The sequence below is a fragment of the Burkholderia sp. S-53 genome (assembly GCF_025560745.1).
Lineage (GTDB): Bacteria > Pseudomonadota > Gammaproteobacteria > Burkholderiales > Burkholderiaceae > Burkholderia > Burkholderia pyrrocinia.
In genome coordinates this window covers 1,922,981-1,945,777 of record NZ_CP090483.1, presented here as the reverse complement: position 1 = coordinate 1,945,777, position 22,797 = coordinate 1,922,981, and the positions used below count along the sequence as shown (strand labels likewise).

At 63.5% G+C, this 22,797-nt stretch carries 22 protein-coding genes and 3 pseudogenes; 13 read left to right on the top strand and 12 right to left on the bottom strand.

The features are described 5' to 3' along the window. Positions 1-723: 723 nt before the first annotated feature. The 5 genes and pseudogenes from LXM88_RS13965 to LXM88_RS13945 all read left to right on the top strand — a co-directional run bounded on the left by LXM88_RS13965 (position 724) and on the right by LXM88_RS13945 (position 4,128). On the top strand, positions 724-1,113 hold the full coding sequence (locus tag LXM88_RS13965) for a hypothetical protein (protein ID WP_262531772.1): 390 nt from the start codon (positions 724-726) through the stop codon (positions 1,111-1,113). Positions 1,114-1,267: 154 nt separating this feature from the next. Beyond that, positions 1,268-1,443, top strand: a pseudogene (locus LXM88_RS13960) (IS5/IS1182 family transposase); the annotation flags it as partial. Positions 1,444-1,685: 242 nt separating this feature from the next. Next, a pseudogene (locus LXM88_RS13955) lies at positions 1,686-3,175 on the top strand (ISNCY family transposase). Positions 3,176-3,431: 256 nt separating this feature from the next. Further along, positions 3,432-3,644 carry a hypothetical protein gene (locus LXM88_RS13950; protein WP_262531770.1) on the top strand — a complete coding sequence of 71 codons (213 nt, stop codon included), beginning with the start codon at positions 3,432-3,434 and terminating at the stop codon, positions 3,642-3,644. 40 nt (positions 3,645-3,684) lie between these two features. Continuing rightward, on the top strand, positions 3,685-4,128 hold the full coding sequence (locus tag LXM88_RS13945; protein ID WP_262531769.1) for a GIY-YIG nuclease family protein: 444 nt from the start codon (positions 3,685-3,687) through the stop codon (positions 4,126-4,128). A gap of 229 nt (positions 4,129-4,357) precedes the next feature. On the opposite strand, the gene LXM88_RS13940 is transcribed toward LXM88_RS13945, so the two are convergent. Both LXM88_RS13940 and LXM88_RS13935 read right to left on the bottom strand, forming a co-directional pair. Beyond that, the gene (locus LXM88_RS13940; RefSeq protein WP_262531768.1) at positions 4,358-5,698 is read right to left on the bottom strand and encodes an APC family permease; all 1,341 of its coding nucleotides are present in this window, start codon (positions 5,696-5,698) and stop codon (positions 4,358-4,360) included. Between the two features lie 133 nt (positions 5,699-5,831). Further along, the gene (locus LXM88_RS13935; RefSeq protein ID WP_262531767.1) at positions 5,832-6,677 is read right to left on the bottom strand and encodes a carbon-nitrogen hydrolase family protein; all 846 of its coding nucleotides are present in this window, start codon (positions 6,675-6,677) and stop codon (positions 5,832-5,834) included. Between the two features lie 177 nt (positions 6,678-6,854). On the opposite strand from LXM88_RS13935, the gene LXM88_RS13930 reads away from it, so the two are divergent. Then, on the top strand, positions 6,855-7,673 hold the full coding sequence (locus tag LXM88_RS13930) for a response regulator transcription factor (protein WP_262542847.1): 819 nt from the start codon (positions 6,855-6,857) through the stop codon (positions 7,671-7,673). Positions 7,674-7,749: 76 nt separating this feature from the next. Here LXM88_RS13930 and LXM88_RS13925 read toward each other — a convergent pair whose 3' ends face one another. Continuing rightward, a complete protein-coding gene (locus LXM88_RS13925) occupies positions 7,750-8,355 on the bottom strand; it encodes a GNAT family N-acetyltransferase (protein ID WP_262531766.1) in 606 nt (201 codons plus the stop codon). Between the two features lie 407 nt (positions 8,356-8,762). On the opposite strand from LXM88_RS13925, the gene LXM88_RS13920 reads away from it, so the two are divergent. Next, the gene (locus tag LXM88_RS13920; protein ID WP_262531765.1) at positions 8,763-9,674 is read left to right on the top strand and encodes a LysR family transcriptional regulator; all 912 of its coding nucleotides are present in this window, start codon (positions 8,763-8,765) and stop codon (positions 9,672-9,674) included. Between the two features lie 95 nt (positions 9,675-9,769). On the opposite strand, the gene LXM88_RS13915 is transcribed toward LXM88_RS13920, so the two are convergent. Beyond that, complete coding sequence (locus tag LXM88_RS13915) at positions 9,770-10,483, bottom strand: gamma-glutamylcyclotransferase (protein WP_262531764.1); 714 nt, start codon at positions 10,481-10,483, stop codon at positions 9,770-9,772. Positions 10,484-10,641: 158 nt separating this feature from the next. Here LXM88_RS13915 and LXM88_RS13910 point away from each other — a divergent pair, with 158 nt between their 5' ends. Further along, on the top strand, positions 10,642-11,064 hold the full coding sequence (locus LXM88_RS13910) for a DUF4148 domain-containing protein (protein ID WP_262531763.1): 423 nt from the start codon (positions 10,642-10,644) through the stop codon (positions 11,062-11,064). 78 nt (positions 11,065-11,142) lie between these two features. On the opposite strand, the gene LXM88_RS13905 is transcribed toward LXM88_RS13910, so the two are convergent. Beyond that, positions 11,143-11,457 (bottom strand): sensor histidine kinase, encoded by a 315-nt coding sequence (locus tag LXM88_RS13905; RefSeq protein ID WP_412524138.1) that lies wholly within the window; start codon positions 11,455-11,457, stop codon positions 11,143-11,145. On the opposite strand from LXM88_RS13905, the pseudogene LXM88_RS13900 reads away from it, so the two are divergent. After that, positions 11,425-11,936, top strand: a pseudogene (locus tag LXM88_RS13900) (phospholipid methyltransferase); the annotation flags it as partial. The gene LXM88_RS13905 and the pseudogene LXM88_RS13900 overlap by 33 nt on opposite strands. After that, entirely contained in the window at positions 11,933-12,808 is an 876-nt protein-coding gene (locus LXM88_RS13895; RefSeq protein ID WP_318654690.1) for a lipid A biosynthesis lauroyl acyltransferase, read from the top strand. The pseudogene LXM88_RS13900 and the gene LXM88_RS13895, both read left to right, overlap by 4 nt. Before the next feature lie 178 nt (positions 12,809-12,986). Here the strand turns inward: LXM88_RS13895 and LXM88_RS13890 are convergent, their stop codons facing one another. From LXM88_RS13890 to LXM88_RS13865, 6 genes are all read right to left on the bottom strand, one after another. Continuing rightward, positions 12,987-14,543, bottom strand: coding sequence for a DHA2 family efflux MFS transporter permease subunit (locus LXM88_RS13890; RefSeq protein ID WP_262531762.1), 1,557 nt, complete (start codon positions 14,541-14,543; stop codon positions 12,987-12,989). Between the two features lie 78 nt (positions 14,544-14,621). Further along, positions 14,622-15,782, bottom strand: a complete 1,161-nt coding sequence (locus LXM88_RS13885; protein ID WP_262531761.1) for an HlyD family efflux transporter periplasmic adaptor subunit — start codon at positions 15,780-15,782, stop codon at positions 14,622-14,624. Positions 15,783-15,853: 71 nt separating this feature from the next. Continuing rightward, positions 15,854-17,374, bottom strand: a complete 1,521-nt coding sequence (locus tag LXM88_RS13880; protein ID WP_262531760.1) for an efflux transporter outer membrane subunit — start codon at positions 17,372-17,374, stop codon at positions 15,854-15,856. 119 nt (positions 17,375-17,493) lie between these two features. After that, entirely contained in the window at positions 17,494-17,928 is a 435-nt protein-coding gene (locus LXM88_RS13875) for a MarR family winged helix-turn-helix transcriptional regulator (RefSeq protein WP_262531758.1), read from the bottom strand. A 94-nt stretch (positions 17,929-18,022) separates the two neighbouring features. Next, entirely contained in the window at positions 18,023-18,928 is a 906-nt protein-coding gene (locus tag LXM88_RS13870; RefSeq protein ID WP_262531756.1) for a LysR family transcriptional regulator, read from the bottom strand. A gap of 409 nt (positions 18,929-19,337) precedes the next feature. Then, positions 19,338-19,511: a hypothetical protein gene (locus tag LXM88_RS13865; RefSeq protein ID WP_262531755.1), complete on the bottom strand. Its 174-nt coding sequence runs from the start codon at positions 19,509-19,511 to the stop codon at positions 19,338-19,340. A gap of 186 nt (positions 19,512-19,697) precedes the next feature. Between LXM88_RS13865 and LXM88_RS13860 the strand changes: the two genes are divergently transcribed. Continuing rightward, a complete protein-coding gene (locus tag LXM88_RS13860) occupies positions 19,698-20,405 on the top strand; it encodes an SDR family NAD(P)-dependent oxidoreductase (RefSeq protein ID WP_262531753.1) in 708 nt (235 codons plus the stop codon). A gap of 30 nt (positions 20,406-20,435) precedes the next feature. Here LXM88_RS13860 and LXM88_RS13855 read toward each other — a convergent pair whose 3' ends face one another. Then, positions 20,436-21,401, bottom strand: a complete 966-nt coding sequence (locus LXM88_RS13855; protein WP_262531751.1) for a LysR family transcriptional regulator — start codon at positions 21,399-21,401, stop codon at positions 20,436-20,438. Positions 21,402-21,616: 215 nt separating this feature from the next. Here LXM88_RS13855 and LXM88_RS13850 point away from each other — a divergent pair, with 215 nt between their 5' ends. Next, positions 21,617-22,081, top strand: coding sequence for a RidA family protein (locus LXM88_RS13850; protein WP_262531750.1), 465 nt, complete (start codon positions 21,617-21,619; stop codon positions 22,079-22,081). 268 nt (positions 22,082-22,349) lie between these two features. After that, positions 22,350-22,769 (top strand): organic hydroperoxide resistance protein, encoded by a 420-nt coding sequence (locus LXM88_RS13845; RefSeq protein WP_262531748.1) that lies wholly within the window; start codon positions 22,350-22,352, stop codon positions 22,767-22,769. Positions 22,770-22,797 lie beyond the last annotated feature (28 nt).

Below are 22,797 nucleotides of genomic sequence, written 5' to 3'. Positions count from 1 at the left end.
TTTGGCAGCCGGTCCCGTCATATAACGTGTTTTCTGGTTTTCGGAGCTTGAAGCCGCAGCACTCCTTGGCGGTGAGAATAGCACAGTGAAATTCGCCGGCAACGACTTTTTTATGAGCAATTAAAAATGGTTTCTTCTCATCTTTTTCGGCAAAAAAACGAGGTCATGTCCGCGCACAAAAGATAAACACTTTACGGAGAACTTGCGGAGGCCGGTATCAATGGGACTTTGGTGAGCATAAATGGAATGGTCGAACGTCCACAACCTCAGGATTGTTGAATAATTAGCTCAATAGTGACGAGCAGTGACGCAGTGGGGTGCCCTGGAAGCGTAAGTTGCGACCTTTGCGAGCAAGGACAATGTAGCCACCCTTGACAATCCACACGGCGCGTCGCCGGACTCAGGCTGTCCAAAACGAAAATCTCGCTGGTCACCCGACGTGGCGGGAATCGCCGGAACACCGGCACTAGACGGGGCCAACAAGCAGAAGTCGCTGGACGATTTGCTGTCCTGGGATGCGTTCACGCTCACAGACATGACTCGGGTTACCGTGCTATCAAAACCGCTCTGGATATCTACGCGGATAAACATGCGTCTTTGCTTTTCAGCCCTGTCAGGCTTTACAGGGTGTATCCACGATATCCGACGCCTATATTGCTCTGGCAGGTGCGCGACCGACGCGCTTGACTGCATCCTCCAAATTCATAAAGAATGGAGATTCCGATGGCCAATGTACCTCTCACCGGCACCTATATCTCGTCGGACAAGAATTTCACTTTCAAAATCACGTCCGCCGATCCATCCAATGGCGTCATCGCCGGCGTCTATACCACCAACTATAGCCCGATCGGCGCGTTCACTTCCGAAGGCAACGTCGGACACTATGGCTGGGTGTTCAGCAAGGCCCAAGGCAAGGACGGCGTCGCGCCATTCAACATTAGCTTCGGCGGCAGCCAGCGCCCCGACCAACGTCCCTACAACATTGTCGATAGCTGGAACGGCGCCTATTTGACCAACAACACAATCGTTGCCGAAGGTACGCGTTCCTTCGTCAATAGCGATGGTGTGGTCGAAGTCGGCAGCCTGGGCACGTTGAAGTTCGCACTCGGCTAAGCTGATTTGTCATTACGTTGGCGGCGGCAAATCATCGCTGCCGCATCGATGGACCACAACATTGACAGGCCGTAGAAATACCTCCCGCGGACGTCATTCGAGCGGCAGGGGTAAACGTTGAAACAAGGTATCGAACAACACTGAGAGCGAAGCGATGCGCGGAGCGGACGGCTACCCCGAGACGATGTTCAGGATGGCGAAGCTCGATGACTTCGTGTCAGCCAATCATCCCTGCGACCGATTCGCATCTGGTTGAACGAAACGCTCAAGCGCATGGACGGCGTGTTCGCGCGCATGCACGAGAGCGATGCGAAAGGCGGCTTACGGCCTCACGCGCATGCGAACGCTCACGGCGAAAGCGGCATAGAAGCGAAAGTCGGCGAGCAAATGACATCGAATCGGTCCGAATTAAGGAAATCCAGCATGAAATATTCAATTTTACATAATCATAGTTATCGATAGTTTGTGTTGTAGTGGCTAGATTGAAATGTCCGCTTTTGGCTACATGGAAATGTCCGCTTTCGTGCCGCGTAAGCTGTTCGGCCGCCGGGTGTCCGGCGCCGGAGGCTGCGATGGCTGCAACGGAGCGGATCACGATGACGATGCGCGAACTGGACCGATTCAAGGTCATTCAGGACGTGGCGGACGGCAAGCTCAAGCCATGGCGTGCAGCGGAACGGCTGGAACTGACGACACGACAGATTCGCCGGCTGGTCGCCCGGCTGCGTGAGCACGGTCCGGCGGGTTTGGTGTCGGGACACCGCGCGAAGCCCGGCAACCGCCGTCTGGACCCAGGAGACGCCGACCGGGCGCTGTCGATCATCCGCGATCGCTACGCCGATTTCGGACCGACTCTGGCCTGCGAGAAGCTCTGGGAATGTCACGGCATTCGGCTGGCCAAGGAGACGGTCAGGAAGCTGATGACGGAGGCAGGTTTATGGGTGCCGCGCCGGCAGCGTCCGCCGAAGGTTTATCAGCCGCGAGCGCGCCGGGCCTGCCTGGGTGAACTGATCCAGATCGATGGCAGCGACCATCGATGGTTCGAGGAACGGGCGCCGGCCTGCACGCTGTTGGTGTACGTCGACGACGCGACGAGCCGGTTGATGATGCTGCACTTCACGCAAACCGAATCGACCTTCAGCTACTTCGAGGCAACGCGGGCGTACATCGAACGCCATGGCAAACCTGGGGCGTTCTACAGCGACAAGGCCAGCGTGTTCCGCGTCTCGACACCGGGCAAGACTGGCAATCGTGTGACGCCGTTCGGCCGCGCGATGTACGAGCTGAACATCGACACGTTCTGCGCGAACAGCAGTTCAGCCAAGGGGCGAGTCGAGCGTGCGCACCTGACGTTGCAGGACCGGCTGGTCAAGGAGATGCGATTGCGCGGGATCGGCACGGTAGCCGACGCCAATGCTTACGCGCCCTCCTTCATGGCCGCTTACAACACGCGCTTCGCGAAACCGCCGAAGAGCGACTTTAATGCGCACAGGCCGCTGCGGTCCGACGAGAGCTTGGATCTGGTGTTGACGTGGCGCGAGCCGCGGAAAGTGACGAAGTCGCTCACGGTGCAGTACGACCGGGTGATGTACTTGCTGGAGGACACGCCGGAGAACCGGAAGCTGATCGACCGACAGATCGAGGTGTGGGAGTACCCGGATGGGCGGATCGAAATCCGGTCTGACGATCGCGTGTTGCGCTGCAGGCAGTACGACCGTTTGGCTGAAATCGATCAAGGTGCCATCGTCGAGCACAAGCGCTTGAGTCACGTGCTGCAGGTCGCGCAAGCCCTTCAGGCACAACGCGATAACAGTCGAATCGGTAAAGCGCCGTCACGCACACATCGCGGGACTCGACCCGGACCAATCGAAACGAGGCTGAGCCGGGCAAGAAGAAGCAACGCAAGATCATGCAGGCCGACGTCGAGCATGTGATCGTGGATCTGGCGCAACGGAAGCAAACCGCAAAGCTGCCAAACAAACCTGGCCGTCGGTCTGCAAAGGCTGGGGAAACAAACGTGAGCGCCCTGCCCGTTCAGGCGCCGACCTTCGACACTGCATAACGCTCAAAACGAGGGAAAAACGCAGCAAAACCAACCCTAAAACCGGACATTTTTAAATAGCTGGAAGGTGGACATCTGAATCCGGGTATGACATGGGTGTAGTAGCTTTTTAGAAATGTCGTGTTCTAGCCATTTAGAAATGTCTGATTTCTGCTCCTGAGCGCATGCCATGCTACGCGCTGGCGTCGCCGGGAGCCCAACATGAACGGACGTGAGCTGGTCACGGCAAGCTTCAGCCGTCCAAAGAAGCCTTCGCATGCTGCGCTATCAGGAAACCGGTGCCGCCGGATTGGCGACGCGCAAGCGCGGTTTTCCAGGCAACCGGAAGCATGGACTCATGCCCGATCATTTCCTGTCGACGGGCAAACGTGAGTCGTGCATTCTTATGAGCATTCATCCGGCCAGGCTTCTCGAAGCGTGGGTGTTTGGCGACTTTCAGTCGTCCAGACCTTGTCCGAATGATCGATAGTTTCAGCCTATTGAAGCTTCATAACATGTGGAGGTCAATCATGGTTTTGGAACTTCTCCCAGAGCGAGAGAAACTTGCGCTGAACAGGGACGTTGTTCACCGCGGCGCCAGTAACCAGGGCGTTACGCAACACGGCACCGTCATCTTTCACTTGCAACAGGTGCTGAGTCATTTCGCTAGACAAAAAAAATACGACAAGTTCTATATCGGTGTCACCAACGATGTGGACACCCGGCTGGCTAGCCACCGGCGCAACAAGCCCGAATACAGATGGATGGTTCCGATTTACGAGGAGGATTCCGTCAATGTGAGTAACGCTTTCGATCTCATGGAACAAGAGGCCATCGATTACTTCAGGAGCGGCTTTTATGACCACAACAGCGGTCAGCATCTCGACTGCGGGAACGGTCCAAGGGGGGCGTCACCGAAGATGTGTCTGTATATATTGATCCGCGAAATACCACCATCAAAACGAAAGACCTGAGAGTGTCCCGCTCTACCAGGCCGAGCTACGGCGTTCTGGAGTTGCGACTGCCGCGCGCGGCAGTCATCACACGGGCGTCGTAGTGGGGCCACGACCGCGACGAATGTCCGGTTTCTCGGCGCGGTCAGCGCAATTGCGCCGTATCGCTGCAACGCGCCGTGCGTGGCTTTTGCACCGTTGGCGGACGCCGGTTAATGGCGCCGCCACGGCAGCCCCCTCCTCGCCTCGCTCAAATCGCCACTTCGGGCGGCGCCTGGCGAAACAGGCGCGTAATCCAGCACAGATACACCAGTCCGAGCGCGAACCACACGACGCCGAGCACGAGCGCCGCCTTCTCGAGGCTGACGAGCAGCCAGATATCGGACACCGCGCCGATCACCGGAAACACGAGCCCGCCGAACACCCCGATCCTGCGCTCGCCGTGATTGCCCGAAAGGTACAGGCGAATCACGCACAGATTGACGGCCGTAAAGGCGAGGAACGCACCGAAGTTGATGAACGACGTCGACGTGGCGACATCCAGCTTCAGCGCGATCAATCCGACGACCCCGGCCAGCGCGATGTTGATCGCGGGCGTCTTGAAGCGCGGATGAATGAACCCGAAGATGCGCTTCGGCAGGATTTCATCGCGACCCATCGCATAGAGCAGTCGGCCGACGCTCGCTTGCGCGGAGATGCCCGACGCGAACTGCGCAAGGATCAGGCCCGCGAGGAACACGGTCACGAACAGATCGCCGCCGATCATCTTCGCCACTTCGAACGCGGCCGAATCCGTGTCCTTGAACTCGACGCCGGGGTGCGCGAGCTGCATCGTGTATGCCGCGATCACGAAGATCGCGCCACCGATCAGCGCAATCAGCAGGATCGCGCGCGGCATGTTCTTCTTCGGATCGATCGTTTCCTCGGTCAGCGTCGAGACGGCGTCGAAGCCGAGGTACGAATACGCGGCGATCGCAGCGCCCGCCATCGTCGCGCCGAACGGCACGTGCGGCTTGAAGAACGGCTCGGCCATCGCGATACCGCCCGCGCCTGCCGCCGCCGATGCGTAGTGCCAGCACAGCACGACGAACATCGCGACGATCGCGAGCTGCACGATCATCAGCACGATGTTGAAGCGCGCGGCCAGTTCGATGCCGAAGATGTTCAGGCCGCTCGTCAACACGATGAACGCCACGATCCAGATCCATGTCGGCACATGCGGAAATGCCGCGTTCAGATAGGCGGCGCCGATCAACCAGATCACCATCGGCAGGAAGAAATAGTCCAGCAGCGTCGCCCAGCCGATCATGAAGCCCAGGTGCGGGTTGAACGTCCTGCGCGTGTACGTATAGGCGGAACCTGCGGCGGGATAGAGCCGCGCGAGCTTGCCGTAGCTGAGCGCGGTGAACGCGATGGCGATCAGCGCGAGCAGATACGCAAGGGCTGCCGTATCGTCGCTGGCCTTGGCAAGCACGCCGTAGGTACCGTAGACGATCAGCGGCGCCATATAGGCGAGGCCGAACAGCAGCACGGACGGCAGGCCGAGCGTGCGCTTCAGGCTTGGCGATTCATGGGATGACGACGCTTGCATGTTATCTCCTGGGCCTTCCGGGGCCGATGCGAATGCCTGTGTGCCGTCCGGCCGGCATTTCAATGGAATGGGCAGGCACGTGCAGGGCTGGGCGCCCTGCTCCATGCCGTGAATGAACCGTTGTGAATTCGGACTACTCGACGCGGTGACGGCGCGCTTCGATCGTGAGCGCGCGATGCCCGCTCGACGGTTCGACAGGCGCGAGGCCGAGCGCCACGCGTGCGTCGTGGAGATAGCTGTAGTGTTCGCGGCTCGCTTCGAGACGCGTCAGGTCGAGGTTCGCTTGCACAATCGCCTCGTCCCGGCCCAGTTCGATCGCGGTTTCGCCGAACGGATCGACCAGCGCGGACAGGCCGGCGAACGTCAGGTTGTCGTCGCCGTCGCCGCAGCGGTTCACCATTACCGCGAACATCTGGTTCTCCATGGCACGCGCCGCGATCGCGCGGCGATGCACCGGGCCGAACGGGTCCATGTTGCCGTTGGTGACGATCAGCAGATCGGCGTCGAGCGCACCGACGGCGCGCGCCGTCTCGGGGAACTCGATGTCGTAGCAGATCAGCAGGCCCACCGTCAGGCCGTTCCAGACGCAGGTCGCGAAGCGGTCGCCCGGCGTGAATACGCCGACATCCGACGCCCACAGATGCGTCTTGCGATACCGCAGCACGATGTCGCCCTGTTCGTCGACGAGCACCGTGGTGTTGTAGAACTGTCCGCCGTCGCGTTCCGCGAGGCCCACTGCGACGGCGATGCCCTTTTGCCGCGCCGCGTCGCATACCGCCGATAACGCAGGGCCGTCGAGCGTCTGGGCGACGTCGGCGACGTTCTCTCGCGTCGGAAAGCCCGACAGCGTCGTCTCGGGGAACACGATCAGCTTCGTGCCGCCTGCCGCATCGACGCGCCCGATCGTCTCGATCACCTTGCGCGTGTTGTGCGCGACGTCACCGTCGATCAGCGAGAGTTGCGCGAGTTCTACCTGCATGAAGCCGTCTCCTTCCAATAGCCTTTCATTTGCGTGTCGCATGCACTGCACGTGTCACACGACGCTTCGTCAAGCGAGACAGCGCGTATGCGGCTGCCGTTCGAAGTGAGGCCGATTATCGGGGTATTATTTTTGACCTGAAATTCCCCGCCAGGGTTACCCTCACCGGAGCACATGATGGACTTCGAATGGCGAGATCTCGCTTTTCATCGGGAGATTGGTTCGGCCATCGACGCCCTCGATGGCCCGCATTTCTGGGCACGCCTCACGCGCGTGCTCGAGCGGCATCTCGGTTTCGACAACTGGGTCGCGCTGCGATTCGCGCGCGACGCCGCGCCGCTCGTGCTCGCCGAACAGGCGATGCCCGACGGCAAGATCGACCTGATGTTCCAGGACTATCTGGCCGCGCTCTATCAGCTCGATCCGTTCTACCTCGCCGCGTTCGAAACGCAGGCGTCGGGCTTCTACACGCTCGCCGACGTCGCACCGGACAACTTCCGGATGACCGAGTACTACCAGCGGTACTTCAAGAAAAACATCGTTGGCGACGAAGTGCATTTCAACGTCGTGATCGATCGGGATCACACGCTGGGCTTTTCGCTCGGCAAGACGAGCAAGTACGACGAACGAGAGATGGCGTTGCTCACGCTGTACACGCCGTGGGTGCTGTCGTTGATGCAGCAGCGCCTGCGCTTCGAGACGTTCGTGGCGAAAGAGGCGCCGCGCGCGACCGAAGGCGAGGCGCCCGACCCGCATGCGCGCTTCGGCATGCTGACCGGGAAGAACGGACGCGGCGCGTTGACGACGCGCGAAATCGAAGTGGCGATGCTGTCCTTGAGCGGATTCTCGTCGCGCGCGATCGGGGAGAAACTGTCGATTTCGTTCGAGACCGTGCGCGCGCACAAAAAGCACATCTATGCGAAGCTGGGCGTCGGATCGCAGTCCGAACTGTTTGCGATGTTCTACGATCCGGGAAGAGCCGGCGAGCCCGTGTGACTCGCATCCTGGTGTGCCGGTGCGGGCGGCGCAAGCGGAACCGGGCAGGCGTTCCGCCGGCAAGCGCCCTGCTGTTTCAGGCTTCGTCCGGCGGCGCCGAATCACGAATATCCAGATCGAGCCGCAGATCGGTCACGAACGCGGCTCCCGGCTCCCGGGACAGCCTGAATCCGAGTGATCGCGCGAGGCCGGTCATCGCGTCGTTCTCGCTCCACGTCGTGCCGACCATTCGCTTCATGCCCGACCGTTGCGCAAGATCGATCAGGCTCGACAACAGCGTACGTCCGAGCCCTTGCCGATGCCAGACGTCGTCGATCACGATCGCGCATTCGACGACATCGGTTTCGCCGTCGTTCATCGCATAGCGCGCGACGCCGATCAGCCGTTCGCGGCCGCCGGTCCAGATCGTCGCGATCACCGCGCCTTCCCGCCGGCGGTCGATGCGGGTCCATCGAATCATCTCGTCTTCGGTCGGCTTGCGCGCCGACATCAACCGCATGTAACGGCTCTGGCTCGACAGCCGGTCGACCAGGTCGCGTTCGATCTCGAGATCGCTGTGCTCGATCGCACGCAGGAGCACCGGCGTACCGTCCCTCGCCTCCCGGATGCACCGGATGCTGAGGGCCGGCGCGTCCGGCATGGCCTCGCAGTACGGGGTCGGCTCGATCTCGATCGTATCCATCGTTCTCTCCGCATGGTTTGCGCGCTGCCCGGCGTGCGTCCGGATTCCGTTCGACACGGAAAGCGACGCCGTCTTCGGCTGGCGCTTCGTCATGCAATCAGTCTAGCGATACGCCCGCGTCTACCCAAGCGTGCCGGATCAAAGCGGTTTTCCAAGCGCATCAATAATGCCGAACGACAAACGGCGTGAGCCCGACGGCCTGGCGGCACCCTGCGGCCCCGTTACGCGCGGCCTGCTCCGCCGTTCGTTGTCGCTTGCGGCTCCCGCATCCCGGTGCGCCGATTATTGATCGATCCGGAAAGCCGCGATTCATCGCCGCCCTCTTGCGCCGCTCTCGTTCTCCAGCTAGCGGGACGCAGCCGGATTGCGGTTTAATGGCGACTCCACCCCCGACCGGAGTCGCGTACATGGACCGCATCGCTGCGATGAATGCATTCGTCCGCGTCGTGGAAGCCGGAACCTTCACGAAAGCGGCCGATACGCTCGACATGCCGAATGCGACGTTGACGCGGTTGATCCAGAAACTCGAGGAAGACCTGCAGGTTCGCCTGCTGCATCGCACCACGCGATCGGTGACGGTTACGCCCGAAGGGGCGATCTACTACGAGCGCGTCGTGCGGCTGCTTGCCGATCTGGCGGAAATCGAATCGTCGACGACCCATGCGCGCGCAAAGCCGTCCGGCAAGATTCGCGTGGATACCGCCGCGGCGATCGGCACGCTTGTCGTCGTGCCCGCGCTCACGGAATTCTATGACGCGTACCCCGACGTCGAGATCGAACTCGATATCGGCAACAAGCGTACCGACCTGATCGCCGAAGGCATCGACTGCGCGATACGCGCGGGCGAAGTCGACGAGCAGTCGCTGGTCGCGCGGCAGATCGGCAGCTTCGGTTTCACGACCTGCGCGACGCCCGCGTTCCTCGACGCGCACGGCATGCCGGCGTCGCCGGACGCGCTGCGCGAGTTTCCGACCGTTGGCATGATCCCGTCGCGCGGTGGCCGCGCGCTGCCATTCCAGTTTTCGACCAGCGGCAAAAGAAGCGATCTCGCGCTCAATCATCGTCTCGTCGTGAACGATACGAACGCCTACCTCGCCGCGGGCCACGCGAACCTCGGCATCATCCAGGCGCCGTCCTATTCCGTTCGCGACGCCATCGCCGCCGGCACGCTCGTGCCGATCCTCGAGGATCGGGCGCCGCACGCCAATCCTGTCTACGTGATCTACGCGCCCAACCGCTACCTGAGCGCGAAAGTGCGCGTGTTCATCGACTGGGTCATCGCGCTGTTCGAGCGCGACGAACATCTCAGGCGCCGCTGACGCCGGGTCTGGCCGATCGGATCGGCCGCGACATGCGCGTGTCCGCCTGATGCGTTGACTGTAGAGATTCGCGCGCAGTCCGCGAACGTCGAGCATCAACCGTACGTGGAATCGGCTTCGTCCGCGCTGGAAATTTCGCGCAGAAGCCGTTCGATACCGGCGTCATGGAGGCCGAGGCGCGTCAACGCCTGCACGGTCGAATCGAAGTAGTCGCGCGACGTGCCGAGCGGGCCGCGGCCGGTGCGAATCATGTGCGCGACACGGTCAAGCGTGCATCCGCCGAGGTAACGGTCATGCGACCGGTTGACGACGAAGGTCAGCGCGCGGATCGATTGGCCGTCGACCTGTGCCGCCACCCATCGCGGTTCGTACGAATCGGCCAGCATTTCGCGTCGCCACAGCAAGCGCAATTCGGCTTCGACCTTGGCCGCGTCGATCCGGTACAGCACGCCGTCGCACTTGCCGCCGCGGTCGAGCGCAAGCATCGCGCCCGGCTGCTCGGGCGTGCCGCGCGCGATGACGAGCCGCAGGCAGAACGCCCGGTGCCAGCCGTCGACGCGTGCAACCGACGATCCGGCGACATCGAGCGCCGGATTCCACATCAACGAACCGTATGCGAATACGTGCAGATCGCGACCGGGTGCGTGGCTGTCGAGCGTAGTCCGCAGCGTGCGCTCGAGTTCCGCATCGCTTCGCACCGTCATGCCGGCCGGCGGGTCCGCGCGCAGTGCTTGCGGCAGCGTGCCGCGAGCCAGGCGCTCACGCGTCATTGCATAGACGGAGTCGGTGGTGCGTCGATCGTCGGACATGGCCGGAAGCGATTGCGCGTCGTGATGGTGAGGCGACTGTATGTCGTGCCGCCGTCGCGAGGAAGCCGGGCGCAAACAATGCGCTTTTGTCGCGAATGAAAAAGCGGACGCGATGCGATCAATGTGTCGTCGTCGGCCCTTCTTGCCGGGCGGCACGATTGCTCAAGCACTTTTGTTCCAACTGGAACGTTGAATTGGAGCGGCGGGCATTTATCGCGACGTCGTTCGATCCTAACCTCCATTCGACGACTGAAACAAAGGTCGCTTCGCTCAATCTTCCTGAGGTGGTCATCATGAAATCGCTGATTCGTACACTCGTCGTTGCATCCACACTCGCCGCGCCGGCAATCGCGTTCGCGCAGGAAACCCAGCCGCTGACGCGCGCGCAGGTTCGCAACGAGCTGATCGAACTCGAGCAAGCCGGCTACGACCCGATGACCTACGACTATGCGAAAAGCCTGCAGGACGCCGAAGCGAAAATCGCCCGCCAGCACGAACGTGACGGACAGACGGGATCCGGCAGCAAGCAGGTCATGTCCGAGGCCGACGCGCATTCGCCGCTGAACGTCACGCGGAAATGACGGCTCGCGGTGCACGGGCACGGGCGTCCCGTGCACCAGTGACGCGACGTCTCTTCGCAATTCCTGCTGAGGCCCGTGCTAGCGCTGCCAGCACTCCGGCTCCAGCCATATCGGGAACGACAGGATCACCGCCAGTCCGTGCTCCTCGATACGGGCCGCCACCTCGATCGGCCCGCCGTGAGATTCGGCAATTCGCGCGACAAGCGACAGGCCGATGCCGCTTCCCGGCTGCACCGTACCGGGTACCCGGTAAAAGCGTTCGAAGATCCGCGCGCGCTCGTCAACCGGCACGCCCGGCCCGTCGTCCGCGATACGCAGCCTGACCCGCGCCCCGTCCGCAGGGCTGTCGCACGTGACCTCGCCCCGCCCGCTTTTGTGAGCGCCCTGCGCCATCGGTTCCCCGCGTTGCGGATCATGCAGATGGATGCGGCCCGGCTCGGCATGACGGGTGACTTCTTCGGCGGAGCGCGCGCACGTGTTATTGTGAGCGGATTGCCACTCGTCGCGATGCTGGTCGAACAGGCCGTCGCGATCGTTCACTGCGCCTTCGCGCGCCACCTGGCTGCCGGTGGCGCGTCCTATCAATCACGTATCTGCCGCGCTGCCCGATCCCGGCGCGTTATCTGGAGGCCATGCGCATTCGCGCAGTCCGAGTCGGCATCGCGTGGATGAACTTCCCGCCCGCGATCGTGTATTGCTTCGAATGCCGAATCGATGCGGCCGGCCATCAGCGGCCTGGCGCGCGGCCTCTGTCGGAGGTGGTTGCGCAAGCCACTACTTCATACAGCCTCGACACAACCCGATTTTCCCGTACTCCATCACTCGACTCGAGCGGCGCCGGGCAGTCAACAGACGGAAGTCCATCATCATGAACGCTCTCGGGTATTGGCTGATGCTCGGCCTGCTACGGCTCCTATCCCTTCTTCCGTACTCGCTGGTCGCGAGAACCGGCAGCAGCATCGGCGCTGCGCTTTACCGCATACCGAGCCGACGCAAACACGTGGTGCATGTCAACCTGCAACTCTGCTTTCCGTTGAAGACCGACGAGGAGCGCGACGTTCTCGCGCGTGCCCATTTCGAACATGTCGTCCGGAGCTACCTGGAGCGCGGATTCCAGTGGTTCGGCAGCGCACGGTCGATCAATCGCCTGGTCGAACTGGACAGCCACATCGATCTCCACGACCCGGACGCGCCGCCGACGATCTTCATGGGTTTTCACTTCGTCGGCATCGAGGTGGGCTGCATGCTCTATTCGTCGTCGCTGCCCGTGGCGGCGCTCTACACGCGCATGTCGAACCGTCGCATGTGCGATCTCGCCAAACGTCAGCGCGGACGCTTCGGGGCCGAGATGATCGAACGCAGCGCGAGCGCGAAACACCTCGTCAGGCTTCTGCGCGCGGGTACCCCGGTGATGCTCGCCGCGGACATGGATCACGGCACGACGGGTTCGGTGTTTGCGCCGCTGTTCGGCGTGCAGGCCTGCACGTTGACATCGGTATCGCGGCTGGCGAAGCTGAGCGGCGCGCGGGTCGTACCGTTCGTGACCGAAGTGCTGCCGGCGTTCCGCGGCTACAAGCTGACCATCTTCGAGCCGCTCGGCAGCTATCCGACCGATAGCGAGTCATTCGACGCGCGCACGATGAATTCCTTTCTCGAAGCGCAGATCCTGCGATTTCCCGAGCAGTACTACTGGGTGCACCGACGCTTCAAGCATCGTCCGGCAGGCGAGCCAGGCGTCTATTGACGGCTGAATGAGCGGCAGAACGTGGCGTTGGTGCACGGATGCGAATCTGAAAGAGATTTGGCGTGCCATGACGGGGCGACGTCTCCCTGCTCTACGAATGTGGCGGCAAATCCGGCGGCGCCGGCCGCTATAACCCGCTGTTGTTGCCTGTCACCGCCGAACGCCAGCCCCACGCCTTTCAGTGCGCGGCCGCCGCCGCATCGCTCGATCCCCCCGCCTTGCCCGGCTTGGTGATCCAGATCAGCGGGATGATGACGATCATCACGACTGCCGCGCCGTAGAACACGTCGTTCAGCCCGAGCATTGCCGACTGCGACTGCACGACGTGGTCGAACAACGCATACGACGATCCCTGGCCGAGCCCGAGCAGCGAATGGTAGCTGTCCATCTGCGCATTGAAGAGCGGGTTGGTCGGGCTCGACTGCTGCGTCAGGATCTCGTGGTGCATGATCGTCCGGTTGTTCCACACGACACCCGCGAGCGACGTGCCGATCCCGCCGAAGAACATCCGCGCGAAGGTCGACAGGCCTGCCGCGGCCGGCACCTTCTCGGGCGGCTGGCCGGACAGGATGATCACGGTCAGCGGCGCGAAGAACAGCGCCATCGGGATACCCTGCAGCAGCGTGGGCAGGATGATGTAGCCCTCGCTGATGTCGGTGAAGAAGAACGTGCGCATGTAATAGACGAGCGCGAAGCCGACGAACGCGAGCGTGCCGATGATGCGTGCATCCGAGCGCGGCAGGATCTTGCCCATGATCGGCGCGCCGATCACCGCGAAGATGCCGAGCGGCGCCGTCGCGAGCCCCGAGTCGACGGCCCGGTAGCCGAGATATTCCTGCATCCACTGCGGCAGCAGCACGAGCGTCCCGAAGAAGATCCCGTAGGCGATCGCGATCGAAATCGTGCCGCCGAGGAAGTTGCGCTGCTTGAAGAGCGTCAGGTCGACGACCGGATTCTTGTCGGTCAGCTCCCAGATGACGAACAGCACCAGGCCCACGACCGCGACGATGGTCAGGATCACGATCGTGTTCGACGAGAACCAGTCGAGGTCCTTGCCCTTGTCGAGCATCACCTGCAGCGACGCGACCCAGACGATCAGCAAGGTCAGCCCCACGAAGTCGATCGGCAGCTTCCGGGTGGGCGTATCGCGCTTGCGGTACAGGAACCAGACCATCGTGGCCGCGAACAACCCGACCGGGATATTGATGTAGAAGATCCACGACCATGCGTAGCTGTCGGTGACCCAGCCGCCGAGCGACGGTCCGACGATCGGCCCGGTCACGACGATCATCGAGAACAGCGATAGCGCGAGCGACGATTTCGCCTTCGGCCACGAGCTGAGCAGCAGCGCCTGCGACATCGGGATCAGCGGCCCGGCCACGAGGCCTTGCAGCACGCGCGCGCCCAGCAGGAACGGCAGCGACGGCGCAATGCCGCACAGCCACGACGCGAGCACGAACAGCAGGATCGAGCCGACGAACAGCCTGACCTGCCCCAGCCGCTGGGTCAGCCAGCCGGTCAGCGGGATCGCGACGGAATTCGCCGCGGCAAAGACGGTGATGACCCAGGTGCCCTCGTCGACCGATACGCCGAGGTTGCCCGAGATGGTTGGGATCGCGACGTTGGCGATCGATGAGTCGAGGACGGTCATGAAACCCGCAAGGCCCACGCTCAACGAGCCCAGTGCGAGTGCCGTCCCCGTCAGCGGAGGAGGATTCGATTGGTTGGCGGTCATGGTGATAATCCGGTTACGGTCGGGCCGGCGACGCGGGCGCAGGCTGCTTCGCACGCGCATTCGTCGAGCGACGGGAAGTCATTGGTTGGCGGCGACGATGTCGGCGATCGCGGCATCGGCCTTGTCGCCGTATTTCGCGAACACGTCGGTCTTGTAGATCGACGGGGGATCGGCTTCCAGGCCGGCACTGCGCTGATCGTTCACGTTGACGTCGACATTCATCGACAGCCCCACGCGCAGCGGATGCTTTTCCAGTTCCGCGGCCGGAATCTCGATCCGCACCGGCAGCCGCTGGACGACCTTGATCCAGTTGCCCGTCGCGTTCTGCGCCGGCAGCAGCGCGAGCGCCGAGCCGGTGCCCGGCGTGAAGCCCACCACCTTGCCGTGGTAGACGGCCGACGACCCGTAGACATCGGCCGTCAGCTCGACCGGCTGGCCGATGCGGATGTGACGCAGTTGCCACTCCTTGAAGTTCGCGTCGACCCACACCTGGTTCAGCGGCACGACCGACATCAGCGCGGCCCCCGGCGACACGCGCTGCCCGACCTGGACCGATCGCTGTGCGATGTAGCCGGTGACCGGCGCCGGCAGCGTCGTGCGCGAATAGGCCAGATACGCGTCGCGCACGCGCGCGGCGCTCGCCATCACGTCCGGATGCCGGTCGACGGTCGTGTTCGACGTCAGCGCGCGATTCGAGCCGAGCTGCTGCTTCGCGGCGTCGAGCGCGGCCTGCGCCGACCGGACGGCGTCCCGCGCATGCGAGATCTCCTCCTCCGACACGGCGCCCGTCATTCCGGTCGCCTGACGGCGCCGCAGGTCGTCCTGCGCCTTCGCGAGATCGGACTGCCGCTCCGCGATGTTCGCGCGGTACTTGTCGTCGTCGACATAAAGGCCATGAACCTTCCGCACGGTCTGGCCGAGATTCGCTTCGGCCTGCTGCAGCGCGATCTTCGCGTCCGCGGGATCGATCTGCACGAGCGGCTCGCCGGCCTTCACGATCTGCGTGTTGTCCGCGTTCACCGCGATGACCGTGCCCGATACCTGCGGCGTGATCTGCACGACGTTGCCGTTGACGTACGCGTCGTCGGTTTCGACGTGATAGCGCGCGTCGAGGAAGTAATAAGCACCGTAGGCGGCGCCGGCGATCCCGAGCGACGCGGCTACCAGTGCAAGCAGCGCGCGGCGCTTTCCCGGGGTCTTCGGTGCTGCGTCGGTCGGCTTTGAATCGGAGGTGTTCATGGTTGGCTCCAGTCAAGGTTGAGGTTCAAGGTCTTCCGTTCGGCGCGCGATCCAGCCGCCGAACCAATCGATCAGTTCGTCGCGGCGGGATGGGTCGGCGCGGGAATCGGCGTGTCGGCGTTCGCCGCGAGGCCGGCCTGCGACGCGTCGAAGCCGCCGCCGAGCGCCTTGATCAGCCCGATCTGCTGGCCGCGGCGCCCCATCTCGAGGTTCACCACCGCCGTCTCGGCCGCCAGCCGGTTGTCGTCCGCGTTCAGCACCTGCAGTTGCTGGTTGAGCCCCGACCGGTACCGGACGACCGCCAGTTGGTAGGCGGTGGTTTGCGCATCCAGCGCCTTGCGCGCATCGACGAGCTGGAGATCGGTCGAGCGGATCTGCGTGACCTGCGTGGCGACGTCGGACAGTGCGCCGATCAGCGTCTGGTTGTAGGTCGCGACGTCGTAGTCGAAGTCCGCATAACGACCCTTCAGTTGCGCGCGCAACGCGCCGGCATCGAAGATCGGCAGGTGAATGGCCGGGGCCGCCTGGAATTGCCGGCTGCCGGCCGTCAGGAAGCGCCCCCAGCCGAATGCGTCGAGCCCGGCCGCCAGCGACAGATTGACGTCGGGATAGAACTCGGCCTTGGCTTCCTTCACGTCGTGAACGGCTGCGTCCACCTTCCAGTAGGCTGCGACGATGTCCGGCCGGCGCGACAGCAGGTCGGCAGGCAGGTTGTCGGGAAGCGCGACGATGTCGCCGCCGCGCAGCGACGGATCGGCAATCTGGAGGCCGCGATCCGGGCCCGCGCCGAGCAGCGCGCCCAACTGGTAGCGCACCGTCTTGATCTGCCCGTCGAGATCGCTGACGCTCGAACGGCTCGTCGCGGTTTCGCCGTAGGCGGTCTGGCGCTCCACATTGCTGTCGAGCCCTGCACTGACGCGGCCTTCGGTGATGCGTGCAATCGTCTCGCGGTTCGAGACTTCCCGAACCTGGATGTCGCGCAGCGCATGGAGCAGCGCCAGCCGGTTATAGGTGCTCGCCACCGACGCGGCGAGCGTGATGCGCACCTCCTCGGCTTCCGCGTCCGCCACCTTCTCTTCTGAAACGGCCTGACGCAGCCGTTCGCGGTTCTTGCCCCACAGGTCGAGATCCCACGACACGCTTGCCAACAGGCTGTTCTCGCTCTGCCACGAGCCGCCGTACGGCGGCGGCACGATGCCGTTTTCGGTGTAGCGCTGGCGCGTCCACGTATAGCTGCCGTTCGCATTCGGATAGAGCGCGGATTTGGCGGTGCCGATGTAGGCCGACGCCTTCTCGATCCGGGCGCGCGCCTGGTCGATCGTCGGATTGCCGCGCAGCGCTTCGTCGATCAGCGCCGGCAACTGCGGATCGCCGAACTGGCTGGCCCAGTCCATCGCGGGCCACTTGCCGCCCTCGGCCGGCAGGCTCTCGGTCGACGCGTACTTCGTCGGGGCCGCCATCTGCTTGTCGCTCTTGATGCCCGCGTAGTTCACGCAACCGGCCAGACTGAACGCCAGCGCCGCCGCGGCGATCCATCCCTTACGAACGCCTGACTGCGGCCGGGGGAGCGAGTGATGCGTCGTCGTTTCCATTTCCATGTTTCCCTTGAGTCATCGAGTCATCGAACGATTAATGAATGCATATGCACACGTTAGCCAGCCAGGTTTCGCGCATCAATGTCTGGATCTGCATGAATGAGTTGCCGCGGCGGCTAACGGTCCGACGTGTCGTACGTCATGCGGAACAGTTCGCTGCGCAGATGCGCCGCCTGCTGCGATCCGAACGTGCGTTCGAAGCTCGCCTGCGCCGCCGCCCAGTGAATCGCGGCTTCATCGAGCTTCTTCGCGCCATGCGCGGTCAATACGACCTGCAGCCGGCGATGGCGCTTCCCCTCCGCGGGCGCGGCCACCAGTCCGCGCCGCAGCAACGGCTTGAGGGCGCGCACCAGCGTCGTTCGGTCCATCACCATCGCCTTCGCGAGTTCGGCCATGGTCATGCCTGCGCGGATGGCGAGCATGCCCAGGATGCTGAACTGCGTGGGCGTGATGTCGACGGCGGACAGGTGGTGCTCGTAGAGCTTCGAGATATGCCGCGAAGCCTGGCGAAGCGCGAAACAGTCGTCGTCGAGGAGGTCGATTGAGTGCATGCGCACAGCGTAGTGCGCGGCCCGCCGCAGAACGATGGCGGGCGGGTTATCAGATTGTTGTCGTTGCGCGCAGGAATGGCGCGCGGCCCGCGGCTTACCGGGTTCTCGATGCTTCGAAGAAATCGACCGCGTAGTCGATGAAGGCGCGCACCTTGGCGGGCAACAGCGTCCGGTTGCTGTAAGCGAGTTGAAGCTCGATGCTTTCGTCGATCAGCGGGAAATCGGCGAGCAGCCGCAGCAGCTTTCCGGCGGTGAGGTCTTTTTCGACCAGCGCCAGCGGCGTGATGCCGATGCCGAGCCCCTGCAGCACCATCTCGCGGTTGAACGCGGGACTGTTGGACGACACGCCGAAGCTCAGCGCGATCGCGAGTTCCTGCCCGTCGACGCGGAAACGGAGATCGGGACGGCGGATCGACGGCGACAACGGGACGAAGTGATGCGCGGCCAGCTCCGACGGATGCGCGGGTGTCGATGCGGTCTGCAGGTAGTCGGGCGTCGCGACGAGGACCACCGGAATCCGGTCGAGCACCCGCACGACGGTCGTCTCGCTCATCAGCATGAAGGGAACGACGATGCCCAGGTCGTACCCCTCCCCGACCAGGTCGACCGGCCGCTCCGTCAGCGTGACGTCGAGCGTGACCTTCGGATGGGCGCGCTTGAAGCCGGCAATCAGCGGGACGAGCCGCTGGATCGTCGCGGTCGCATGCGCGACCAGGCGCAATACGCCCTGCGCCTCCCGCGTCTGGTTCGCGACCTCCGCCTCGACCGTATCCACCTCTTCGAGAATGCGCACGCAGCTTTCGTAGAACCGCTCCGCGGCTTCCGTGAGCGATAGCCGGCGGGTCGTCCGGTTCAACAGCCGGCATCCCATCCGCTGTTCGAGCGCCGCGATCGTTCGCGACACGGCCGGCGGCGCCATGCCGTGATGGTCGGCAGCACGGGCGAAGCTTTTCAGTTCGACCACCGTCCGAAAAATGCGCATGCTTTCGATGTAATCCATGGCCACATCTCGAGAACGGGTGGAAGTCGGACGGAACACCGGCACGCTTCAGGTGTTCCGTTGACGCAAGACGGTGTTGCAGTGTGCCGAAACAACCTGGCGGCTGGTTCGCAGAAATATAACAAAACGGTCGGCTCGATAGGCACGTGCAAATCGATGCTCGACTGCGCACTTGCCGCATTGCGCGGCTGGGCGTTCGCTGACAGCGACGACGGGATCGAACGGCGCACGGGGCGATGCATGCGTTCGCTTCGAGACCGCCGCCGGCTGGTGCACCTGCACTTTTATGGCCGCTTCCCTGCCCTCGAATCGATGGCGAGTCGCATCGGAACGATCAGGACGGTGACATCAGGCACGTTTCTGAAACGGCGAGTTTGGATTCGTAATGATGCTGTTGTGATAAGAAAAGTTATCCGGATAGATGCGCGCTCTTATCAAACTGCATGTTCCAAGACAGACAAATCGGCTCGTCAAGCCGCGGAAAAGTGGGTCCCCGGGTGAGATCGCGCCACGCTTCAAAACTCGTGCGCAGCGCATCGACGCGCTTGCGCGAGACGTCGAGCGCCGATTGCGTCGCCTGCATCCGTGTCTCGACAGGCCGCCCTGACCGGACACAACCTGTCCTCCCCCGCATTTGTTCCCGCGACGCAAGACTGTTGCTCCACGGCGGGTGTTCGAAGTCGAACGCGACGCGCCTACAGTTTGCCCATCGGATTCATCGATCCGGTCGGCACTGAAGCCGAACACCATTCACCTGTCGAGGCATGTCATGAGCACATCCAAAGTCATCATCGTTACCGGCGCATCGCAAGGCATCGGCGCGGAAACGGTCAACGCGTTCCGCGCACGCGGCCATCGCGTGGTCGCGACTTCCCGTTCGATCGGGCCGTCGAGCGACCCCGATCTCGTCACCGTCGCGGGCGACATCGGCGATCCGGCCGTCGCGCGTCGCGTGGTCGATGCGGCAATCGAACGCTTCGGCCGCGTCGACACGCTCGTCAACAACGCCGGCGTGTTCGTCGCGAAGCCGTTCACGCAATACACCGCGGACGACTACGCGCAGGTCACGAACGTCAACCTGAACGGGTTCTTCCACGTCACGCAGCGTGCGATCGCCGCGATGCAGCGGCACGGCAGCGGCCACGTGGTCAGCATCACGACCAGCCTTGTCGATCACGCGAACAGCAATGTGCAGTCGGTGCTCGCATCGCTGACGAAAGGCGGCCTGAATGCGGCGACGAAGTCGCTCGCGATCGAATATGCGAAGGCCGGCATCCGAGTCAATGCGGTGTCGCCGGGCGTCATCAAGTCGCCGATGCATGCCCCCGAAACGCATGCGACGCTCGCGTCGCTGCACCCGGTCGGCCGCATGGGCGAGATGAGCGACATCGTCGACGCGATCCTGTATCTCGACTCGGCGCCGTTCGTCACCGGCGAGATCCTGCACGTCGACGGCGGCCAGAGCGCCGGGCATTGAGCCGTGGCGTCGAATGACGAGCCGGCGTGCCTAGCGCGATGCGGCGGCTCGTCTGGTGCGTGTACCGCCCGCCTTCCTGGCGGGGGCACGCTCCAGATGCTCGACGAGAAAATCGACGAACACGCGCACGCGCGACGACAGAAAGCGCGCATGCGGATACAGCAGCATGAACGGCCGCGACCGGCCGCCAAGGCCGGGCAGCACTTCCACCAGCGTGCCGGTGCGCAAGTCCTGTTCGACGATGAAGCGGTAGGTCTGGAACAGGCCCGCCCCGCTGCGCGCGAGCGTCACGCCGGCGAGGACATCGCCCGACGTACTGTAGTTGCCGGTCGTCGCGATTTCGAGCTCCTCCGCTCCGTCGTCGAACAGCCAGGGAATCGGCCGCCCGCTGCTCGGCAGCTCGAACTGGATGCATTCGTGCGCATGCAGATCGTCGATGGCGGCCGGCATGCCCGCGCGCTTCAGGTAGCCGGGCGTCGCGACGATCACGAGTTCGGCGTCTTCCAGCTTGCGCGCGACCAGGTTCGAATCGGCCGGCGCGCGGCCGCGGATCGCGAGATCGAAGCCTTCCTCGGCGAAGTCGATGTTGCGGTTGCTCAGGTGGGTTTCGACGCGCACGTCCGGATAGCGCTCGCGAAATGCGGGCAGCAGCGGCAGCACGCGATAGTGCCCGTACGGTGTCGGCATGCTGATCCGGAGCACGCCGGCGGGCGTGGCCTGCTGGCCGGTCGCTTCGCGTTCCGCGTCGACGAGCTGCGACAGCGCATCGCGGCATTGCTCGAAGTAGCGCCGGCCGGAATCGGTCAGGCGGATCTGCCGCGTCGTGCGCACGAACAGCCGCACGCCGAGCCGTTCCTCGAGCCGCGCCACCGACCGGCTGACCGCGGCCGGCGTGACGCTCGCCGCGGTTGCCGCCAGCGTGAAGCTGCCGAGTTCGGCAGCGAGACAGAACAGCTCGATGCTGCCCAGCAGCAGGTCGTCGAATCGTCGTTGCATGGGGCCGTTCCTGCCGTGTCCGGTGTGGGGCGCGCGATGAAGCAACGAGTGTGCATGAATATCGCGCGCGAAACCAGCCGGCGCGCGCGGCGCGATTCGTTACACCATGTCCCGAATCAATTGCGCGGCTGACATTTACCGGCTTCGGCCGCATGACCAGAATGACTGACAGGCAACACCGATCGCCCGATCCATTTTCCCGCAAGGAGCACGACATGACCGTCGAACAGAACCTGGCCGAACTCGGCCTCGCGTTACCCGAACCGCCGAACCCGCTCGGCAGCTATACGGCCGCAAGCGAAGCCGGCAACCTGCTGTTCGTATCGGGGCAACTACCGCTCGTCGATGGCAGGATCGCCTATACCGGCCGCGTCGGCGAGCAGTTGAGCGTCGACGAAGGCCGCGATGCCGCGCGACTCGCAGCGCTGAATGTGCTCGCACAGATCCGCAGGCATCTGGGCGGGTTCGACCGCCTGCGCAAGATCGTGCGCGTCGAGGGGCACGTGAGCTCGGCCGACGGTTTTTTCGGCCAGCCGGCCGTGATCGACGGCGCGTCGGACCTGTTCGCCGCCGTGCTGGGTGACAAGGCGGGACACGCGCGTTCGGCATTCTCCCAGCGCCAGTTGCCGGCCGACGCGGCCGTCATCCTTGTCGTGATTGCCGAGATCGACCCGGCGTGACGTCCCCGCAAGACGACAATTCATGGCGGCGGGCGTTTTCGCCCGCCTTCCCCGGGATTGGCGGCCAGCCCCGTTACCGTGGATATCGGGGCTCGACCGTCTGAGAGCCTTGTCCAGCAAAGCCCGACACGTTCCGGATACATTGAAATACAAAATATCGTATGCGATTTAATCGAATGCGCTTGACGCAGGTGGTCGGTTCGACGAAACTCCATCGCATGCGATCGAATCGCATCTGAGAAAACCCAGCCAACTGACGGAGCAAATCATGAGCAAGATCGACAAAGTGCTGTACACGGGCAAGACGCATACGACTTCGGGCGGCCGCGACGGCACGGCCCGCAGTTCCGACGGCCGCCTCGACATCCAGTTGTCGTCGCCGGGCAGCGCCGGCACCGGCACCAACCCGGAACAACTGTTCGCGGCCGGCTGGTCGGCCTGCTTCATCGGTGCGATGCAGCTTGCGGCGCGTGCCGCGAAGGTGACGCTGCCGGCCGATCTCGCCGTCGACGCCGAAGTGGATCTCGGCACGGCCGACAACGCGTACTTCCTGCAGGCCCGGCTGAACGTGAGCGTGCCCGGGCTCGATCGCGACGTCGCGCAGCGCATCGTCGATGCCGCGCACCAGACCTGCCCGTATTCGAAGGCGACACGCGGCAACATCGACGTCGACATCCGTATCGCCTGAACGTTGCATCGGGCGGCCGAGCGCCGCC

What these genes read in the sequence shown, in the direction of transcription:
- LXM88_RS13965 (WP_262531772.1), top strand. Translation starts at nt 724, where the DNA reads ATGGCCAATGTACCTCTCACCGGCACCTATATCTCGTCGGACAAGAAT.
- LXM88_RS13950 (WP_262531770.1), top strand. Translation starts at nt 3,432, where the DNA reads ATGCTGCGCTATCAGGAAACCGGTGCCGCCGGATTGGCGACGCGCAAG.
- LXM88_RS13945 (WP_262531769.1), top strand. Translation starts at nt 3,685, where the DNA reads ATGGTTTTGGAACTTCTCCCAGAGCGAGAGAAACTTGCGCTGAACAGG.
- LXM88_RS13940 (WP_262531768.1), bottom strand. Translation starts at nt 5,698, where the DNA reads ATGCAAGCGTCGTCATCCCATGAATCGCCAAGCCTGAAGCGCACGCTC.
- LXM88_RS13935 (WP_262531767.1), bottom strand. Translation starts at nt 6,677, where the DNA reads ATGCAGGTAGAACTCGCGCAACTCTCGCTGATCGACGGTGACGTCGCG.
- LXM88_RS13930 (WP_262542847.1), top strand. Translation starts at nt 6,855, where the DNA reads ATGGACTTCGAATGGCGAGATCTCGCTTTTCATCGGGAGATTGGTTCG.
- LXM88_RS13925 (WP_262531766.1), bottom strand. Translation starts at nt 8,355, where the DNA reads ATGGATACGATCGAGATCGAGCCGACCCCGTACTGCGAGGCCATGCCG.
- LXM88_RS13920 (WP_262531765.1), top strand. Translation starts at nt 8,763, where the DNA reads ATGGACCGCATCGCTGCGATGAATGCATTCGTCCGCGTCGTGGAAGCC.
- LXM88_RS13915 (WP_262531764.1), bottom strand. Translation starts at nt 10,483, where the DNA reads ATGTCCGACGATCGACGCACCACCGACTCCGTCTATGCAATGACGCGT.
- LXM88_RS13905 (WP_412524138.1), bottom strand. Translation starts at nt 11,457, where the DNA reads ATGGCGCAGGGCGCTCACAAAAGCGGGCGGGGCGAGGTCACGTGCGAC.
- LXM88_RS13895 (WP_318654690.1), top strand. Translation starts at nt 11,933, where the DNA reads ATGAACGCTCTCGGGTATTGGCTGATGCTCGGCCTGCTACGGCTCCTA.
- LXM88_RS13890 (WP_262531762.1), bottom strand. Translation starts at nt 14,543, where the DNA reads ATGACCGCCAACCAATCGAATCCTCCTCCGCTGACGGGGACGGCACTC.
- LXM88_RS13885 (WP_262531761.1), bottom strand. Translation starts at nt 15,782, where the DNA reads ATGAACACCTCCGATTCAAAGCCGACCGACGCAGCACCGAAGACCCCG.
- LXM88_RS13880 (WP_262531760.1), bottom strand. Translation starts at nt 17,374, where the DNA reads ATGGAAACGACGACGCATCACTCGCTCCCCCGGCCGCAGTCAGGCGTT.
- LXM88_RS13875 (WP_262531758.1), bottom strand. Translation starts at nt 17,928, where the DNA reads ATGCACTCAATCGACCTCCTCGACGACGACTGTTTCGCGCTTCGCCAG.
- LXM88_RS13870 (WP_262531756.1), bottom strand. Translation starts at nt 18,928, where the DNA reads ATGGATTACATCGAAAGCATGCGCATTTTTCGGACGGTGGTCGAACTG.
- LXM88_RS13865 (WP_262531755.1), bottom strand. Translation starts at nt 19,511, where the DNA reads ATGCAGGCGACGCAATCGGCGCTCGACGTCTCGCGCAAGCGCGTCGAT.
- LXM88_RS13860 (WP_262531753.1), top strand. Translation starts at nt 19,698, where the DNA reads ATGAGCACATCCAAAGTCATCATCGTTACCGGCGCATCGCAAGGCATC.
- LXM88_RS13855 (WP_262531751.1), bottom strand. Translation starts at nt 21,401, where the DNA reads ATGCAACGACGATTCGACGACCTGCTGCTGGGCAGCATCGAGCTGTTC.
- LXM88_RS13850 (WP_262531750.1), top strand. Translation starts at nt 21,617, where the DNA reads ATGACCGTCGAACAGAACCTGGCCGAACTCGGCCTCGCGTTACCCGAA.
- LXM88_RS13845 (WP_262531748.1), top strand. Translation starts at nt 22,350, where the DNA reads ATGAGCAAGATCGACAAAGTGCTGTACACGGGCAAGACGCATACGACT.